Source organism: Proteus sp. LHD240705, assembly GCF_047921555.1.
Lineage (GTDB): Bacteria > Pseudomonadota > Gammaproteobacteria > Enterobacterales > Enterobacteriaceae > Proteus.
On sequence record NZ_JBLRMI010000003.1, the window covers coordinates 219,367 to 235,569 of the forward strand.

The 16,203-nt window shown below is 38.9% G+C and carries 15 protein-coding genes and 1 other annotated feature; of the genes, 3 read left to right on the forward strand and 12 right to left on the reverse strand.

The annotated features are described in order from the left end of the window. Positions 1-64 precede the first annotated feature (64 nt). Positions 65-562, reverse strand: coding sequence for a YbaK/prolyl-tRNA synthetase associated domain-containing protein (locus ACNART_RS07075; RefSeq protein ID WP_100159528.1), 498 nt, complete (start codon positions 560-562; stop codon positions 65-67). Positions 563-876: 314 nt separating this feature from the next. On the opposite strand from ACNART_RS07075, the gene yiaY reads away from it, so the two are divergent. After that, positions 877-2,028 carry an L-threonine dehydrogenase gene (yiaY, locus tag ACNART_RS07080; RefSeq protein ID WP_198620472.1) on the forward strand — a complete coding sequence of 384 codons (1,152 nt, stop codon included), beginning with the start codon at positions 877-879 and terminating at the stop codon, positions 2,026-2,028. Positions 2,029-2,138: 110 nt separating this feature from the next. Here the strand turns inward: yiaY and hisIE are convergent, their stop codons facing one another. Genes hisIE through hisG form a run of 8 tightly spaced genes read right to left on the reverse strand, consistent with a single transcriptional unit; the run spans position 2,139 to position 9,268 of the window. Continuing rightward, positions 2,139-2,756, reverse strand: a complete 618-nt coding sequence (gene hisIE, locus ACNART_RS07085; RefSeq protein ID WP_198620473.1) for a bifunctional phosphoribosyl-AMP cyclohydrolase/phosphoribosyl-ATP diphosphatase HisIE — start codon at positions 2,754-2,756, stop codon at positions 2,139-2,141. Further along, positions 2,756-3,529: an imidazole glycerol phosphate synthase subunit HisF gene (gene hisF, locus ACNART_RS07090; protein ID WP_368927127.1), complete on the reverse strand. Its 774-nt coding sequence runs from the start codon at positions 3,527-3,529 to the stop codon at positions 2,756-2,758. The genes hisIE and hisF overlap by 1 nt, the downstream gene beginning before the upstream one ends. After that, positions 3,511-4,248, reverse strand: a complete 738-nt coding sequence (gene hisA, locus ACNART_RS07095) for a 1-(5-phosphoribosyl)-5-[(5-phosphoribosylamino)methylideneamino]imidazole-4-carboxamide isomerase (RefSeq protein ID WP_198620474.1) — start codon at positions 4,246-4,248, stop codon at positions 3,511-3,513. Before hisA ends, hisF begins: the two co-directional genes overlap by 19 nt. A gap of 6 nt (positions 4,249-4,254) precedes the next feature. Beyond that, a complete protein-coding gene (gene hisH / locus ACNART_RS07100) occupies positions 4,255-4,845 on the reverse strand; it encodes an imidazole glycerol phosphate synthase subunit HisH (RefSeq protein ID WP_198632262.1) in 591 nt (196 codons plus the stop codon). Further along, positions 4,845-5,912: a bifunctional histidinol-phosphatase/imidazoleglycerol-phosphate dehydratase HisB gene (hisB, locus tag ACNART_RS07105; RefSeq protein WP_198620475.1), complete on the reverse strand. Its 1,068-nt coding sequence runs from the start codon at positions 5,910-5,912 to the stop codon at positions 4,845-4,847. Before hisB ends, hisH begins: the two co-directional genes overlap by 1 nt. 49 nt (positions 5,913-5,961) lie before the next feature. Further along, positions 5,962-7,044 (reverse strand): histidinol-phosphate transaminase, encoded by a 1,083-nt coding sequence (gene hisC / locus ACNART_RS07110; RefSeq protein WP_198629728.1) that lies wholly within the window; start codon positions 7,042-7,044, stop codon positions 5,962-5,964. Further along, complete coding sequence (hisD, locus tag ACNART_RS07115; RefSeq protein WP_198629729.1) at positions 7,034-8,362, reverse strand: histidinol dehydrogenase; 1,329 nt, start codon at positions 8,360-8,362, stop codon at positions 7,034-7,036. Before hisD ends, hisC begins: the two co-directional genes overlap by 11 nt. A gap of 6 nt (positions 8,363-8,368) precedes the next feature. After that, entirely contained in the window at positions 8,369-9,268 is a 900-nt protein-coding gene (gene hisG, locus ACNART_RS07120) for an ATP phosphoribosyltransferase (protein WP_109373484.1), read from the reverse strand. Between the two features lie 44 nt (positions 9,269-9,312). Then, positions 9,313-9,442: a sequence feature (His leader region), on the reverse strand. A 385-nt stretch (positions 9,443-9,827) separates the two neighbouring features. Between hisG and ACNART_RS07125 the strand changes: the two genes are divergently transcribed. After that, complete coding sequence (locus tag ACNART_RS07125) at positions 9,828-10,649, forward strand: SDR family oxidoreductase (RefSeq protein WP_109373485.1); 822 nt, start codon at positions 9,828-9,830, stop codon at positions 10,647-10,649. Position 10,650: 1 nt separating this feature from the next. Here ACNART_RS07125 and ACNART_RS07130 read toward each other — a convergent pair whose 3' ends face one another. After that, positions 10,651-11,271: a glutathione S-transferase family protein gene (locus ACNART_RS07130; protein WP_198620478.1), complete on the reverse strand. Its 621-nt coding sequence runs from the start codon at positions 11,269-11,271 to the stop codon at positions 10,651-10,653. 157 nt (positions 11,272-11,428) lie between these two features. On the opposite strand from ACNART_RS07130, the gene ACNART_RS07135 reads away from it, so the two are divergent. Beyond that, positions 11,429-12,631 (forward strand): serine hydrolase, encoded by a 1,203-nt coding sequence (locus ACNART_RS07135; RefSeq protein ID WP_109373487.1) that lies wholly within the window; start codon positions 11,429-11,431, stop codon positions 12,629-12,631. A 150-nt stretch (positions 12,632-12,781) separates the two neighbouring features. Here ACNART_RS07135 and ACNART_RS07140 read toward each other — a convergent pair whose 3' ends face one another. Next, on the reverse strand, positions 12,782-14,452 hold the full coding sequence (locus ACNART_RS07140; protein ID WP_198632265.1) for a formate--tetrahydrofolate ligase: 1,671 nt from the start codon (positions 14,450-14,452) through the stop codon (positions 12,782-12,784). A gap of 327 nt (positions 14,453-14,779) precedes the next feature. After that, a complete protein-coding gene (locus tag ACNART_RS07145) occupies positions 14,780-16,144 on the reverse strand; it encodes an L-serine ammonia-lyase (protein ID WP_198620481.1) in 1,365 nt (454 codons plus the stop codon). Between the last annotated feature and the right edge of the window lie 59 nt (positions 16,145-16,203).

Below are 16,203 nucleotides of genomic sequence, written 5' to 3' on the forward strand. Positions count from 1 at the left end.
TAACAATTACCCTTGGCTAAATTTATCTCTAGGGTAATTGTTAAATATAAGTTAGCTGTTTTTATTATTCGTTTTCTTCATCACGAATAAAAGAGATTAATTCAGGTTGTGCAATGCGTTTGTAATCTTGCGTATTCAGAATAATAGAACGCTCTAATGTGCCCGCATTAAAAGCTAGCTCATCAAAGCGTTCAAAAAGCAAAGGGTCAGCGACAAGCTTCAATGCAGGATGAAAACTAAAAGGGGGAATTGCACCAAATACGCATTGAGTAAGATCATCCACTTCTTTAGGGCTTGCCAGCGATGCTCTTGTTCCACCAATTTGGTGAGCGAGTTTTGACAGATCAGCCTGTTTATCGGCGGGTAATATTGCAAGAACATGTTGTTTAACGCCGTTACCTTTTATATGGCAAACAAGTCCTTTTGCTCCCTGTCCTAATTGTGTTCCTCTGATTTTTGCAACTTCTTCAGAACGACCTGCGGTAGGGTGTTCCATAACACGGTAAGTAGCGTGGTTTTTATCTAATAAAGCAGTAAGTTGCTCAAAAATAGTCAAAGACATCAATGACTCCTGAATTTAATAAGTTATTTCTTTGATGTCATTATACGACTTTAAAAAAAATATTCTGCTGTGATGTTCACGGCTGGTTTTGATTATTTTGATAAGCTTTTCAAATTATTTTGTTACAAATGATAATATGTTAATAGTATTATCCTATTGAATTAATAGGGTATTTGGGCTTCTTTATTTAATTACCTGTAATAAAATGATAAACAAATTGATATTTATTCATTATTTTGATGATGATCAATTTAAGAACAAAAAGAATAGAACATATTAAAACGTAGATTTAATTACTAAAAAGGAAGTCAATAATGGCAGTTTCAACATTCTATATCCCTTCTGTAAATAAAATTGGTGCTGGTTGCCTTGCTGATGCTGTAAATTCAATGAAAGACTTCGGTTTTCATAAAGCGTTGATCGTCACTGATAGCATTTTAAATCAACTAGGTGTTGTCGATAAAGTAAGCAAGTTACTGACAGAGGCTGGTATTTCTAGCGTTACTTATGATGGTACTGCACCGAACCCTACTGTTGAAAACGTAGAAGCGGGTTTAGCTCTGCTGAAAGAACATCAATGTGACTGTGTGATTTCTTTAGGTGGTGGTTCACCACATGATTGTGCTAAAGGTATCGCGTTAGTGGCTTCTAATGGTGGAAAAATTGCAGATTATGAAGGTGTTGACCGTTCAGCTAAACCGCAATTACCACTGATTTCAATTAATACCACAGCAGGTACAGCATCAGAAATGACACGTTTTTGTATCATCACAGATACTGCGCGTCATATCAAAATGGCTATCGTTGATAAAAACGTGACACCAATCTTATCTGTAAATGATTCAGAGTTAATGATTGGTATGCCAAAAGGTTTGACCGCTGCAACAGGTATGGATGCATTAACTCATGCTGTTGAAGCGTATGTTTCAATTGCTGCAAATCCAATCACTGATGCGTGTGCATTAAAAGCAGTTGCTATGATCAGCGAATCTTTACGTAAAGTTGTTGATAATGGTGGTGATGCAACAGCGCGTGAAAACATGGCTTATGCTCAATTCTTAGCAGGTATGGCATTTAATAACGCTTCTTTAGGTTATGTACATGCTATGGCTCACCAATTAGGTGGTTTCTATAACTTACCTCATGGTGTGTGTAATGCGGTTTTATTACCACATGTTCAAGCTTATAACATTCAAGCAGCAGCAGGTCGTTTAAAAGATATCGCACAAGCTATGGGTGTTGATGTTTCTGCAATGAGCGATGAGCAAGGCGCGAAAGCGTGTATCGAAGAAATTCGTAAAATGGCTAAAGATGTTGGTATTCCAGCTGGTCTGAAAGAATTAGGCGTGAAAGAAGAAGATTTCAAAACATTAGCTGAAAATGCGCTGAAAGACGCTTGTGCAATCACTAACCCAGTTCAGGGTTCTGAAAGTGATGTTATCGAGTTATTCCGCCAAGCAATGTAATGCTTAGAAAATAAAAAGCTAATTAAGCTATTACTTTTTATTTTTTTTAAAAATGAAGCCGATACTTTATTTTGTATCGGCTTTTTTCATCTTTATTAAGGTGATATCAATTACTCTGCTTTTTTATGACGTTCTTGTAGGCAACCGATAACATCAGTGAGTGATAATGATTGGTCTTGCAGTAATACCATTAAGTGATAGAGCAAGTCTGAGGCTTCATTTTTTAGCTCTTCTCTGTCATTAACAGTTGCGGCCAGCGCTGTTTCTACACCTTCTTCGCCCACTTTTTGCGCTATTCGTTTTGTACCACTGGCATAAAGGCGGGCAGTATAAGAGCTATCTGGTGAGGCATTTTTACGTTCACGTAATAAATTTTCAAGCTCGTAGAGGAATCCCCACTGGCTTTGTGCAGGCGCAAAGCAACTCTCAGTGCCATTATGGCAAGTTGGGCCAATCGGATTGGCTAAAATAAGTAAAGTATCGTTATCACAGTCAGGATAAATATTGACTAATTTGAGAAAGTTGCCTGAGGTTTCACCTTTTGTCCATAAACGCTGTTTAGTGCGTGAATAGAAGGTAACATTCCCACTTTCTAGAGTGACATTTAATGCTTCTTTGTTCATGTAACCTAGCATTAATACATCACCTGAAATGGCATTTTGGATAACCACAGGCATGAGATTATCGACTTTTTTCCAATCTAGTTGCGCTAATGTTTCACTATTCATTATATTCTTACCTTAACGTCATTCTTTGCAAGATACTGTTTTAATTCGTTGATATTAATTATTTGTTTATGAAAAACAGAGGCTGCAAGAGCGCCATCAACATTGGCTAATTTAAATGCATCAAGAAAGTGTGACATTTCACCCGCACCGCCAGAGGCAATAAGAGGAACATCTGCAACTTGGCGTATTTGAGCTAATTGTTTCAAGTCATAACCTTGTCTGACACCATCTTGATTCATCATATTTAAAACAATTTCACCTGCACCTAATCGCTGAACTTCACGTACCCAATCAAGGGTTTTCCAGTGTGTTTGCTGAGTACGTTTTTCATCACCTGTGAATTGATAAACTAAATATTCACCTGTTTTTTCATCAAACCAAGTGTCAATACCCACAACAACACATTGCACACCATAACGTTCAGCAAGACGCGAAATAAGAGAGGGATCTGAAAGTGCAGGTGAATTAATTGATATTTTATCTGCACCAAAAGAGAGAATTTTCCCAGCATCTTCAATAGAGCGAATACCACCAGCAACACAAAATGGAATATCAATCACTTCAGCAACGCGTGACACCCAGCTTTTATCAACCACACGGCCATCAGAAGAGGCGGTAATATCGTAAAATACCAGTTCATCAGCGCCTTCTTTGGCATAGCGTTCAGCAAGAGGGACAATATCACCAATGATTTCATGATTACGAAATTGAACACCTTTAACGACTTGCCCATCACGAACATCAAGACAAGGAATTATGCGTTTTGCCAACATGATATCGCCTCTTTTAATGTAAATTTGCCTTCTAATAATGCTCTACCAACAATAATACCGGCAACACCAGATGCTGGAAGATCTGCGATATCTTGTAAATCACCAATACCGCCCGAAGCTTGGAATAAAATATCAGGGAAACGCTGGCTAATTTCTTTATACAGTTCAACGTTAGAACCTGCTAATGTGCCATCACGAGAAATGTCGGTACACAACACATGCTTTAAACCCACACTTTGATAAAGCTTGATGATATCTTCAAGAGTATAGGGGGAGTTCTCTTGCCACCCACTGACAGCTACCCACTTTTTGCCTTGTTTATCAATGCGAACATCAAGGGCTAACACAATGGCATCTGCACCATAGCGCTCAAACCATGTTTTCACCATTTCAGGCTGACTGACTGCGGTAGAGCCAATAACAACACGGCTTGCACCTGCTTCTAATAGTGATTTCACATCATCTTCAGTGCGAATACCTCCACCCACTTGTACAGGCACATTGACACAAGCAACAAGCTTTTTTAACAGTGGAATTTGGCGAGCAGACGGATCTTTTGCACCCGTTAAATCCACTAGGTGAAGTAGCTTTGCGCCATCTTTTTCATATTGTTGGTAGCGTGTCAGCGGATTATCATCATAATCACGCTGTTTTGCATAATCACCCTGATGAAGACGAACCACTTTCCCATCAATTAAATCTAATGCTGGAATAATCATAACGGGTTACATCTCCAAAAAATTCTTGATAAGTTGAGCGCCCGCGTTCCCTGAACGTTCTGGGTGAAATTGCACTCCATAAAAATTATCTTTTTGAATTGCGCTACTAAAGCGAGAGCCGTATTCAGTTTCCGCAATCGTCGATTCATTGAGCGCTAGAGCGTAGCTATGAACAAAATAGAACCAAGCATTGTCATCAAGTGAACGAAAAAGAGGGTGCCCCGGTTTTGCTAATACTTGGTTCCAACCCATATGGGGTAATGGTAAACCCGCTGTATCAAGCTTATCTATGGTGCCATCAACTAAACCTAATAAAGGAATATCTTTACCTTCTTCGCTTAGTGAAGCCAATATTTGCATACCTAAACAAATCCCTAAAACAGGTTGTGTTAAGGCTTTAATTAAAGGAATTAACTCACGAGCTTTGAGTTGTTCCATTGCCGCTCTAGCTGTTCCTACGCCGGGTAAAAACAGTTTATCCGCAGATAACACCACGTTTTTTTCATAGGACACTATTGGATCATAACCGAGTCGCTTAACGGCGTAAGCGACAGAGGCTAAATTGGCACAACCCGTATCAAGAATAACCACTTTCATCACAGAACACCTTTTGAACTTGGTAACGTATTTCCTTCAACACGAATAGCTTGGCGCAATGTACGACCAAAGACTTTAAATAAGCTTTCAGCTTTGTGGTGATCGTTTTTACCTTTCGATTTCAGGTGCAACGTGCAACCCATGGTGTAAGAGAGGGAACGGAAAAAGTGTTCAATCATCTCTGTACTTAAATCACCGACGCGTTGATATTTAAATTCGGCTTTGTACTCAAGGTGTGGACGACCAGAAATATCTAACGCACAACTTGCAAGGCACTCATCCATTGGTAATGTAAAACCAAAGCGAGCAATACCTCGCTTATCACCTAATGCTTCACGTAATGCTTCACCCAAAGCAAGACCGGTATCTTCCACTGTGTGGTGATCATCAATAACTAAATCACCTTTTACATTGATATTCATGCGAAAACCGCCGTGTGTGGCAATTTGATCAAGCATGTGATCAAAGAAACCAACACCAGTGCTGATCTGACTATCACCTTCGCGATCTAGCCAGATATCAATGGCGATTTGTGTCTCTTTTGTTTTTCGCTCAACGTGAGCGTAGCGATCTTTTTTCGTCAGTTGTTCTGTAATGCCCGCCCAATTGAGTTTATCGGCATTATAAAGCATGCCTTTGATACCCATATTTTCAGCTAGCTGAATATCAGTTTGTCTATCACCAATGACATAACTGTTATCTTTATCTAGTGCGCCATCAACTAAATACTGAGTAACAAGTCCTGTTTCTGGTTTGCGACAAGGGCAGTTGTCTTCAGGTTTATGAGGACAAATTAAAACATCATCAAATGAGATCCCTTGTGATGAAAAAATCTGCATCATTAAATTATGAGGAGGATCGAAATCTGCTTGAGGAAAACTTTCTGTGCCTAATCCATCCTGATTTGTGATCATAATGAGTTTATAACCTGCTTTTTGTAGCGCAGTTAGTGCGGGGATCACGCCGTTTTCAAAGGCAAGTTTATCGAGTCTATCAACTTGGTAATCTGTGGGTGGTTCCGTGATTAAAGTACCATCACGGTCGATAAAAAGAATTTTTTGGCTCATGGTTGAGATCCCTCAGTTGCGATTTTTTGTTGTTATCGTTTTTAATGTTTTATACGTTTGCAGTTTGAATATTTTTTATGGCATTAATCACGCTATCACATTCTTCTGCTGTACCGATAGAAATACGCAAACAGCCATTAAGCCCATATTGACGCTGTTGATCGCGTAAAATAATCCCTTGTTCCCATAAAGTACGGAAAACCAGATTAGCATCAGTGAATTTCACTAAAATATAGTTGGTTTCACTGTTATAAACCTGTTCTACATTAGGCAATTTTTTTAACCTATCAGATAAAATGCTTCTGTTACGTGTAATTTCTGCCACTCGCTTTTTCATTATCTCAATACTTGCTTCTGTTAATGCTTGCGCAGCAATATCGGCAACAGGTGTTGAAAGTGGGTACGGTGCGATCACCTTTAGTAATAATTCAATGACCGGCGGGTTGGCAAGCGTAAAGCCACAACGAAGCCCTGCTAAAGCAAAAGCTTTCGATAAGGTTCGCAAAATAACTAAATTCGGATAATCTTCAAGCCATGAAACAATTGACGCTTGTGGGCAAAATTCAATATAAGCTTCATCGACTGCAACAATCGCTTTGTCTTTCGCCAACGCTAATACATCCCGAATAAGAGAAGGATTAACAATATTTCCAGTTGGATTATTTGGGCTGCATAGGTAGATAAGTTTTACATTATCAAGCTGTGACGCTATTGCTTTAACATCAGGGCTCCAATCAGCAAGTGTAGGGACAACACGCTGCTCTATACCAAAGGTTTCAGCACTAACGCTATACATACCGTAAGTAGGAGGGCAATAAAGTACAGCATCTTTATCTGGCTCACAAAAAGCGCGAATAAGTAGTTCAATCGCTTCATCTGCACCACGGCTAACTAAGACTTGATTCGCATTCACACCTACGTATGCAGCATAACGATTGATCACATTAACAGGCTGGCATTCAGGGTAACGATTTAAGTTTTTTTCATTAAAAGTAAAGTCAGGCGCGATAGGGTATTCATTGGCATTTAACCACACAGAACCATTTCCGCCTAAGCGTCGAGCAGATTGATAAGGTGTTAATTCTCGTACATTTTTTCTTGCAAGTGTATTGATATCAAATTCAGTTTTCATCACTCTTTTTCCCCTGAGCTAAAGCGTTAACGCGAAGTGTGACAGCATTTTTGTGTGCGGTGAGTTGTTCTGCTTGCGCTAATATTTCAATAGTCTGTGCTAAATCAGATAAACCTTGTGCTGTGAGTTTCTGTACTGTCATACGTTTCATAAAATCAGCTAAGCCTAAGCTTGAGTAGGTTGCTGTATAGCCATAAGTCGGTAGAACGTGATTAGTACCAGAAGCATAATCTCCCGCAGATTCAGGCGACCAAGCACCAAGAAAAACAGATCCAGCGCTGGTAATGCTATCAACACGACTATCAGCATCATTAGTTTGAATAATTAAGTGTTCTGGACCATAGCTGTTACTAATTTCAATACACTGGTCGAGATCACGAGTAATAATGACGCGGCTTTCTGCAAGTGCTTGTTTAGCGATTTCAGCGCGGCTTAATAGCGCCAGTTGTGTTTCTGTTTCAGCAATAACGGCTTTAGCGAGTGTTTCATCAGGTGTTAATAATACAACTTGTGAATCAGGGCCGTGTTCAGCTTGTGAAAGTAAGTCAGCGGCAATAAATGCAGGATTGGCATCCGCATCAGCAATCACTAATACTTCAGAAGGGCCTGCTGGCATATCGATTGCAGCACCTTGTAGTGATTGACTTGCTTGGCGTTTGGCTTCAGTGACATAGGCATTACCAGGGCCAAAAATTTTATCAACCTTAGGAATAGATTCAGTACCAAATGCCATAGCTGCAATCGCCTGTGCACCACCTACTTGGAAAATTTCATCAATACCAATTTGTTGAGCAATATATAAAATTTCATCAGCAATAGGGGGCGGCGAGCAAAGAATAACTTTGCGACAACCCGCAATACGGGCGGGAATACCTAACATCATTACTGTTGAGAGTAATGGTGCCGAACCTCCCGGAATATAAAGCCCTACCGCATCAATGGGTCTGCTTACTTGTTGGCAAAATACACCCGGCTGAGTTTCCACGTTGATAGTGTTAGGAATTTGAGCCTCATGAAAGCGACGAATATTATTCATCGCCTGTGCTATTGCCTGTTTTATTTTGCTATCAAGTCTTGATGAGGCTGCATCAATTTGCGATTTTGACACCAAAACACTTTCCGGCGCTGCCTTATCGAATTTTTGGCTGAGTGCTTTAAGTGCTTTATCTCCATCATTGCGTACCTGTGAAATGATGCTAGCAACTTGTTCTGTAATTGAACCTGATGCAGAAATAGCAGGGCGAGTTAATAGCACTTGTTGCTGTTCTTTAGTGCATTTATTCCAGTAATTTAATGTATTAAAACCCGTTTTCATCATTTCACCTTATTCCATCATTTTTTCAATTGGTAAAACAAGAATTGAACTTGCACCTAATGCTTTAAGTTTTTCCATTGTTTCCCAGAATAGGGTTTCGCTACTAACCATGTGCATTGCAACGCGATTTTGGTCACCTGCCAGAGGTAAAATAGTCGGTCTTTCAGCTCCCGGAAGTAATGCAATGACATCTTCAAGACAATCACTTGGTGCGTGTAACATAATGTATTTTGATTCTCGAGCTTGAATAACGCCTTGAATACGCGTTAATAAGCGGTCGATAAGTGCTTGTTTATCGGTTTCCATGTCACCATCGCGTTGGATCAAACAGGCTTTTGAGCGATAAATCACTTCGACTTCTTTTAAACCGTTGGCTTCTAATGTTGCACCAGTAGAAACTAAGTCGCAGATAGAGTCAGCAAGACCTGCACGAGGGGCGACTTCAACAGAGCCATTTAATAAACAGGATTTAAACTTGATGCCTTTTTGGTCTAAATAGCGTTTGAGCAGATTTGGATAGGAGGTCGCGATACGAGTATTATTTAAGCATTCCACACCTTGATAATCGAAATCAACAGGGGTTGCGAGAGATAAGCGACAGCCACCGAAATCAAGACGACGTAGTGTCAGATAATTTGGGTTTTCACCTTGTGAACGACGCTTTAATAGCTCTTCTTCTAAAACGTTTTCACCAATGATCCCTAAATCAACAACGCCATCCATTACCAATCCTGGAATATCGTCATCTCTAACACGCAAAATATCGATTGGCATATTTTCAGCGTAAGCAATCAGGCGCTGTTGATTTAAGTTAATTTTGATGCCACAACGTGCTAAAAGAGCACGAGAATCATCGCTTAAACGTCCTGATTTTTGCATTGCGATCCTTAATCTTGCTTTATCTAACATATTATTACCCTATCATTGTCCATATTTTTGTTATGAAAATTAGCTATAAAAAAACCCCGGAAGTTGCCTTCCGGGGTTTTAGTTGTTATCTGCATTCAGACCACCGGAAGCGTTTCTTAAACGTCTTCCAGCACTCATCGCCTGAAAGACTAGTCAGGGTGATGGTGATGATGGTGGTTTAGTTGAATGCTATACATAATTATTTTCCTAGCTAATAACACTATTTGTTATTTAATAATGCCCGTTACTGTTAATCTGTATTTAGTAACCAATATTTAGTAACCAATATTGAGTAACCTGCATTTAGAATTTGTCTGCCTTTCAACCTACATGATTTACAAAGCAGAAAGCAACCTATTTTTTAATAATAATTTAATTATTTTGTAACCTTTTGTTTTTAATGTAATTTTAATATTTCTCTTATTTACTTAATGGAACAAGTAGGCGAGTATATAGGGAGATGCTAAACGTTCACGAAATATAAGTAGTATTTATAAGTAATGGCGAAACTAAAATTTTATAGCATACTTTGACTAAGCCATTTAAGTAGGGGAGCAAAATGAAACGAATAACCATCGTAGGATTAGGTTGGTTAGGTTTACCACTTGCCGTTGCGTTGCGTGATGCAGGCTATCAAGTTAAAGGGACTAAAACCACTGAAGATGGTGTAGAAGCAGCAAGAATGAGTGGCATTGACTGCTGTTTAGTGAATTTAACACCCGCAATTGAATGTGATAGAGATGATTTTGATTACTTAATGGAAACTGACGTTCTCATTATCACGTTACCACCCAGTGCTGCTGGTGGAGGTTATGATTATGTTGAAGCCATTCAGACGCTGGTGGATAGCGCAATGTCTCGCCATGTTACGAGAGTCATTTACATTAGCTCTACTTCTGTATATGGCAATCAAACAGGTAATATCACGGAAGAAATGGATATTCGACCAGAAACACAATCAGCAAAAATGTTAGCAGAAGTTGAGAACTGGCTACACCGTTTACCGTTGACTACAGTTGATATTCTTCGATTAGCAGGATTAGTCGGGCCGGGTCGTCATGCAGGACGTTTTTTATCAGGTAAAAAACAGGTAAAAGGCGCTCATCAATGCGTTAACTTAGTCCACTTAGACGATGTGATTTTTGCAGTCGAACAACTTCTTGCGCAGAATGAAGGTGGTCATTTATATAATTTATGTGCTCCAATTCACCCTAAAAAGAAAGAATTTTACTCAAGAGTGTCGAATCAACTCGATCTTATTCCGCCAGAATTTGTTGAAGAAGAGAAGCCTTTAATACGAGAAATTGATGGTCAGGAGATCTGTCGAGATCTTGGATTTCATTACCATTATCCAGATCCCGACAAAATGCCAATGAATTAACTTAATTTACAGGCAATAACACGATATCACGGAAAATAGGTCTTTCACTTAATTGTGCAAACCAGCGCTCAATGTGAGGGAAGTTAGGTCTATCTTTGCAAACTTCAAGCCACGGGTAGACCAATGGTGCGATCGCCATATCGGCAAGAGAGAATGCATCTCCTGCGAAATAAGTTGTTTTTGCAAGTTGGTCGTCAGCTATTTTGATTAATTTATTCAGCTTCTCTTTCAACGCGTTAACAATCTCAGGATTTTGCTGCTCTTTAGGCGTGCGAACAATCATGATCATCATTTGTTGAATGGGAGAAAATAAGCTGCCATTTGACCAATCCATCCATTTTTCTACATTTGCTCGTTGTTTCGGATCAATGGGATAGAGGGTATTATTTTCATATTTTGTACATAAATAACGAATAATGGTATTAGACTCCCATAAAGCAAAGTCATCATCTTGTAAGGTTGGAATAGAAGCGTTGGGATTCATCGCTAAATAATTTGCTTCATTGAGTCCACCAAAAGGGCCACCAACGTCGATTTGTTCATAAGGAACATTTAATTCTTTTAAGCACCAAAGAACTTTTTTAACGTTAGATGAGTTTTTTCTACCCCAGACTTTTAACATAAAGGTCTCCTAAACCACGATAAGTAATAAAATTTCCCTCTATAGGGCGCTAAATATGAATATAAGATAAATCTCTATATATCAATGTTGGCGTCTTATTCCAGAAAGCCATATAGTAGGAAAGCTTTAACAAATTGATATAAAAGGGTGATCGGTAATGAAAAAAAATATTCCATCTGTTCTGGGTAAGGTTACCGCGGGAATGGGTTTACTGCTAATTATTTCTAGTCCTTCATTTGCAGTAAATAATCCGGTACCTCCTCAAATAGAGGCAAAATCTTATGTATTAATGGATTACAACAGCGGAAAAATTCTGGCATCAGAGAAACCTGATGAGCGTTTAGATCCTGCTAGCCTGACAAAAATTATGAGTAGCTACGTTGTTGGGCAAGCTATCAAAGAAGGTCGTATGTCTCCTGACGATATGGTTATTGTTGGGCGTAATGCGTGGGCAACGGGAAATCCGGTATTGAAGGGATCATCATTGATGTTCTTGAAACCGGGTGATCAGGTCAAAGTGATTGATTTAAACCGCGGTATGGTTATTCAATCTGGTAATGATGCCAGTATTGCATTAGCAGAACATGTTGCGGGTAGTCAGGAAACCTTTGTTGATTTAATGAATTCTTATGCTAAGAATCTCGGTTTAAAAAATACACACTTTAAAACCGTTCATGGGTTAGATTCTGATGGACAATATACAACCGCACAAGATATGGCATTACTGACAGCAGCCATGATCCGCGATGTTCCTTCTGAGTATGAAATTCATAAAGAAAAAGAATTTACATTCAACAATATTCGTCAGCCAAACCGTAACCGTTTATTGTGGAATAAAAATATGAATGTCGATGGTGTGAAAACGGGTCACACTAATGGAGCAGGGTACAATCTTGTTTCTTCGGCAACTGAAGGTGATATGCGCTTAATTGCTGTTGTTTTAGGAACACCATCAGATAAAGTGCGTTTTGCTGAAAGTGAAAAATTATTAGGCTGGGGTTTCCGCTTTTTTGAAACGGTAACACCTGTAAAAGCAGATACACCACTGACAACTCAAAAAGTGTGGTATGGCGATAAAGGTGAAGTAGCATTAGGGGTTGCTAACGATGCTTCAATTACCATTCCTAAAGGTGAATTGAAAAATCTGAAAGCCTCTTTTACTTTAACTAATCCTGTATTAGAAGCGCCGTTAACGCAAAATCAGGTTGTAGGTACAGTTAACTTTTTATTAAATGATGAAGTGATTGAACAACGCCCATTAGTTGTAAAAGAAGCGGTTGAGGAAGGCGGTTTCTTTAGTCGTATTTGGGATTTTGTTGTTAAAACAGTATCTGGTTGGTTTAATGCTATTTTTGGTTAATTCACCAATAATGGATCTATCAAAGCGTTACTGAGTTTTTCACCCAAAAAGAAAGACTAGCTGTTATTTTTATATAAATAATCCGTAATTTTTTAACGATTACGGATTTTTTTATACTCAATAAAATAGAGAGATATCCTATTTTAGAACTTAAATAAGCCCATCTATTTTGCCTTGATTATCAACATTAACAGCGATAGCAGCAGGTGTTTTCGGTAATCCGGGCATCGTTGTGATAGAGCCTGTTAAGGCGACAACAAAGCCTGCGCCAGCAGAAACATACACTTCACGAACGTTTATTGTAAAGTCAGTCGGTCGGCCTAATAACGAGGGATCATCTGAGAGTGAATATTGAGTTTTTGCCATGCAAACAGGGAAATGAGCAAACCCCATACTTTCTATCTTTTCTAACATCTTACGAGCATGTTGGCTATAAGTCACACTACCTGCACCATAAACTTCTTTGGCAACAATCTCGATTTTTTGACTAAGTGAAGCATCATCAGGATAAATTAATTGAAATTGGCTCTGTTCATTTTCAAGCGTATCAATCACTTGCTTAGCCAATTCAATACCACCTTCGCCGCCTTTTTCCCACACTTTGGTAATTGCGAAGCGACAATCTCTATCTTGGCAAAATTGTTCGATAAACTGGTGCTCTGCAATACTATCAGTGACATACGCATTAAGAGAGACAATCACGGGTAAGCCATATTTTTTAAGGTTTTCAATGTGTTTTTCAAGATTTACAATGCCTTTTTCTAGGGCGGCTAAATCTTCATTATTCCACTCGCCTTTACCTAAGCCACCGTTATATTTTAGCGCTTTGGTGGTTACAACAATAACGGCACAATCAGGGCGTAATCCACTGACCCGACATTTTATATCAAAGAATTTTTCAGCACCTAAGTCAGCACCAAAACCAGCTTCTGTCACAGTAATATCAGCAAGTTGAAGAGCAAGTTTTGTCGCTCTTACGCTATTACATCCATGAGCAATATTAGCAAAAGGACCTCCATGAATAATGGCAGGAGTATTTTCGAGTGTTTGTACTAAATTAGGATTAATAGCATCTTTTAATAAACTCGCCATTGCTCCGACGGCTTGTAGATCGTTTGCTGTAACAGGATCACCATTATAAGAATAAGCAACAATGATGCGAGAAAGTCGCTGTTTTAAATCATCAATATCCAAAGCTAAACATAGGATAGACATAATTTCAGAAGCAACAGTAATAACAAAGTTCTCTTCTCTTGTGATACCGTCTTTTTCGCCACCTAATCCCACAACAATATTACGTAAAGCACGATCGTTCATATCCATACAACGTTTAAACACGATTTTTTTAGGATCGATATTTAAAGGATTACCTTGATAAATCGAATTATCAAGCATGGCTGCAAGTAAGTTATTGGCAGAGGTAATAGCATGAAAATCGCCAGTAAAATGAAGGTTGAGATCTTCCATCGGAACGACTTGTGAATAACCACCACCAGTTGCTCCACCTTTAATGCCAAAACAAGGGCCTAAAGAGGGTTCACGCAATGCAATAATGGCATTTTTCCCAATATGATTAAGTGCTTGCCCTAATCCAACAGTCACCGTTGTTTTACCTTCACCAGCCGGTGTTGGGTTTATTGCTGTCACTAAAACTAACTTTCCGGGCTTTTTTGTCGCAATTTTTGACCAAATGTTGTGGCTAAATTTGGCTTTGTACTTGCCATAAAACTCGATATCGTCTTGATCAATATTTAAATTTTTAGCAATGTCCTGAATAGGTAAGAGGTGTGCTTCTTGGGAGATTTGAATATCTGATTTCATTTTAATTCTCTTTTTATCCCGTTAATGATGTCTCTAGTGATCTTTATTTATCAACTCTAGACAATAATCTAAATATGGCCAATAGATTGATTAATTTGTAGTTATTTACTTTAGATAACGCGTTCATCGTCACGTCATTTAAATAATTTTTGAGGTTAGCGCCTATTTTTTCAAAAAAACTATTTTAACTAAGGATGACAATTTAATCTCATACAAAAAAGAGGATATTAAAAAAAGAAGAGTCTCAAGATTGAGGTTAATAAACAAAAAAGGCGCTGATATCAGCGCCTTATCTATCATAAATATCTGTATTTCAGACTTTCAGATTTAGTCACAAGAAATTTTAATGGCTAATCCACCTTGAGAGGTTTCACGATATTTAGCATTAATGTCTTTCCCTGTTTCGTACATTGTCTCAATGACTTTATCTAAACAAATACGAGGATCGCTAACACGACGTAAAGCCATACGAGATGAGTTTACAGCTTGTACGGCTGCGATAGCATTACGTTCAATACAAGGAACTTGTACTTGTCCTGCCACTGGGTCGCAAGTAAGCCCTAAGTTATGCTCCATCGCAATTTCTGCTGCGATACAAACTTGTTCTGGGCTACCGCCTAAGAGTTCAGTCAATGCACCTGCTGCCATTGAACAAGCAACACCGACTTCACCTTGGCAACCGACTTCAGCACCCGAGATAGATGCATTCATTTTGTAAAGTGAACCAATAACACCAGCAACTAAGAAAAAGCGAGTGTAAGAGTTTTCATTTACAGGGCGAATAAATTTATCATAGTAAGATAATACTGCTGGGATAATGCCGCAGGCACCGTTTGTTGGTGCTGTGACAACACGTCCACCAGCCGCATTTTCTTCATTCACGGCAAGGGCAAACATATTAATCCAGTCAACAACAGTCATTGGATCTGTTGTCGTTTTATCTTCTGTGACTAACATACGGCGTAATGCAGAAGCACGGCGAGGTACACGTAATGGCCCTGGTAATAAGCCTTCGGTATTTACACCGCGCTCAATACCTGACTTCATTACTTCCCAAACAGCCGCAAAATGAGCCGAAATTTCTTCTTTGCTACGTAATGCTAATTCGTTTTGCATCACTAATGCTGATAAAGAAAGGCCTGTTTCTTTGCAATGGCGACGTAAATCAGCCGCATATTGATAAGGATAAGGAACTTGAACTGCATTTTCTTCAGGTTGGCCAAAATGTTCTTCATCAACAATAAAACCGCCACCAGTAGAATAATAGGTTTTTTTCAATAAAACCTGCTCACCGTTATAAGCGGTAATGGTCATGCCATTTTCATGAAGGGGTAGATTGTTTTTATGAAAATTCATACCGCCTTCAACAGGAAAATCGACTTCTTTTATGCCATTTGCCAGCATTAAGCGACCAGTTGTTTCTACTTGTTTAATAAACGGGGCGATAGAATCAATATCGACAGTATCAGGTAAATTTCCTGCGAGTCCCATAATAATAGCAATATCCGTTGCGTGACCTTTACCTGTTAAAGATAAAGAGCCATAAACATCAACGATAACGCGGGAAACAGAAGAGAGGAGATTTTTTTCTGCAAGTAAATCAACGAATTCTTTACCTGCTTTCATTGGACCTACAGTGTGTGAGCTTGAAGGGCCGATACCGATTTTAAAAATATCAAAGACGCTAACCATAATATTCGCCTCCCTAATTAATTTAAAGGCGCAACTGTGTGATTATTAGAGTGAGAAGT

What these genes read in the sequence shown, in the direction of transcription:
- ACNART_RS07125 (WP_109373485.1), top strand. Translation starts at nt 9,828, where the DNA reads ATGAAACGAATAACCATCGTAGGATTAGGTTGGTTAGGTTTACCACTT.
- ACNART_RS07145 (WP_198620481.1), bottom strand. Translation starts at nt 16,144, where the DNA reads ATGGTTAGCGTCTTTGATATTTTTAAAATCGGTATCGGCCCTTCAAGC.
- ACNART_RS07130 (WP_198620478.1), bottom strand. Translation starts at nt 11,271, where the DNA reads ATGTTAAAAGTCTGGGGTAGAAAAAACTCATCTAACGTTAAAAAAGTT.
- hisC (WP_198629728.1), bottom strand. Translation starts at nt 7,044, where the DNA reads ATGAAAACTGAATTTGATATCAATACACTTGCAAGAAAAAATGTACGA.
- yiaY (WP_198620472.1), top strand. Translation starts at nt 877, where the DNA reads ATGGCAGTTTCAACATTCTATATCCCTTCTGTAAATAAAATTGGTGCT.
- ACNART_RS07075 (WP_100159528.1), bottom strand. Translation starts at nt 562, where the DNA reads ATGTCTTTGACTATTTTTGAGCAACTTACTGCTTTATTAGATAAAAAC.
- hisIE (WP_198620473.1), bottom strand. Translation starts at nt 2,756, where the DNA reads ATGAATAGTGAAACATTAGCGCAACTAGATTGGAAAAAAGTCGATAAT.
- hisB (WP_198620475.1), bottom strand. Translation starts at nt 5,912, where the DNA reads ATGAGCCAAAAAATTCTTTTTATCGACCGTGATGGTACTTTAATCACG.
- hisG (WP_109373484.1), bottom strand. Translation starts at nt 9,268, where the DNA reads ATGTTAGATAAAGCAAGATTAAGGATCGCAATGCAAAAATCAGGACGT.
- hisH (WP_198632262.1), bottom strand. Translation starts at nt 4,845, where the DNA reads ATGAAAGTGGTTATTCTTGATACGGGTTGTGCCAATTTAGCCTCTGTC.
- hisF (WP_368927127.1), bottom strand. Translation starts at nt 3,529, where the DNA reads ATGTTGGCAAAACGCATAATTCCTTGTCTTGATGTTCGTGATGGGCAA.
- hisA (WP_198620474.1), bottom strand. Translation starts at nt 4,248, where the DNA reads ATGATTATTCCAGCATTAGATTTAATTGATGGGAAAGTGGTTCGTCTT.
- hisD (WP_198629729.1), bottom strand. Translation starts at nt 8,362, where the DNA reads ATGATGAAAACGGGTTTTAATACATTAAATTACTGGAATAAATGCACT.
- ACNART_RS07140 (WP_198632265.1), bottom strand. Translation starts at nt 14,452, where the DNA reads ATGAAATCAGATATTCAAATCTCCCAAGAAGCACACCTCTTACCTATT.
- ACNART_RS07135 (WP_109373487.1), top strand. Translation starts at nt 11,429, where the DNA reads ATGAAAAAAAATATTCCATCTGTTCTGGGTAAGGTTACCGCGGGAATG.